The organism is Candidatus Methylacidiphilales bacterium, from assembly GCA_025056655.1.
Taxonomy (GTDB): Bacteria; Verrucomicrobiota; Verrucomicrobiia; order Methylacidiphilales; family JANWVL01; genus JANWVL01.
Genome location: JANWVL010000090.1, coordinates 1 through 1,458 on the forward strand (window position 1 = coordinate 1; position 1,458 = coordinate 1,458).

2 protein-coding genes are annotated in these 1,458 nt (G+C 40.6%); one reads left to right on the forward strand and one right to left on the reverse strand.

The features are described 5' to 3' along the window. Window positions 1–919 (forward strand): RHS repeat-associated core domain-containing protein (locus tag NZM04_05545; protein ID MCS7063495.1); only part of this gene is annotated, 919 nt, incomplete at its 5' end. A gap of 274 nt (window positions 920–1,193) precedes the next feature. Here the strand turns inward: NZM04_05545 and NZM04_05550 are convergent. Then, window positions 1,194–1,458: hypothetical protein (locus tag NZM04_05550; protein MCS7063496.1), on the reverse strand; the 265-nt coding region annotated here is incomplete at its 5' end.

The window sequence follows — 1,458 nt, forward strand, 5'->3', positions numbered from 1 at the left end:
CGATGTGATTCACATAGGCGCAAGGCTGTATCATTATCCCACCGCCCGCTTCCTTTCCGCCGATCCCCTCGGCCACGCCTCGGATATGAGTCTTTACAGTTATGCGAATAATGATCCGGTGAATGGCGTGGATCCGAGTGGGAGATTTTTTGAGTCGATGGGTGCCAATGAAGCTTTTGGAAATGCGCCAACAGGGAGCACGGCTGTGTTTGCCAATCAACTGAATAAAGAGTTTGAGGTGGTGGTGAATGCTTTTATTGAAACGCAAAAGAATGTGGTGTTATACGGAGTGGGTGTGCTGGCAGGTGGTTCGACTATGTCATCGGTTCCTTTTTCTCAAGCGGGAGTAAAAGCCGCGATGTCATATGCAGGCGCAGGCGCGAGTGTGAATGTGGCGATCACTGGGGCAAAAGATATTGCAGGAGGAGATATGGGATGGAAGGATTACACGTCTTCCGCAGTAAGTGGAGCGATGTCTGGGTTAACGTATATGGTAACGAGAAATCCAGGATTATCTTCAGCCGCAGGAGCCTATAACCAAAATACATCCTCGAGCCTATTAACAGGAGAATCTATAGACCCCATAAGGCTGACTCTTGAGACAGGCCTATCGTATGGATTGGGGATGAGGTTGAGCTATCTAAACACAAACCCATTTACTTCGCTTGTGGGGGGAACAGGAGGTGTCCAAGCAGTTGCAAATAGAGCGACCACAATGACAATGAATGAAGCTTGGACAAATATGAGTGCAATAACTGCGACAAAAATTGGGGCAAATTATTTTACGTCTGAAATATCTAGTGGGGCTATAGAGAATATAGTTCTTGATATGTTTAATCATGGCTACAGTTCGCTAAGTTCAAACTCCAGTCCATCTGTATTCAATAACACAACGTCTTCATTTGGAAACCATAAGTGATAAATTCATTACTACGTTTATTGGTTCGTTATAAGTTTGTTGCAGATTTTATATTTCACACAATTAATTATGCATTGATTGTTTTACTTATAATGCTTGCATTTTATGGTTTGTTTCCAGGTTCAATAAATAAATTCAATCCAAACTTTTCCAATATTTATATTATGTGCGCAATAGTCGTTCTATACAACTTGATCTATTCTTGTTTATATCATAATAGACCGCTGCGAGCATTCATTTACTCGTTTATTGCTTTTGGAATCACATATGCGGCTTATTTTTTATTTTCTGTAGGGTTGGTATCATTAGTCAGGCTTGTTTTTATCAAATCAAACGAAACTCTAGGCATAGTATTATCAGTTTTAGCTTTTGTTATATGTATGTATTTCAAGAACAAAAAAAACCTCAAAAAAATTGCGATATGGGCAGGGATTGAAGTGAAAGAAGATGAGAGAGAGACAAAAGAGATTAAAAAAGAAAATGATGCTAAAAATGAAGGGTAGATACAGCCCATCGCGCGAAGCAGTAAAGAAGCGGCT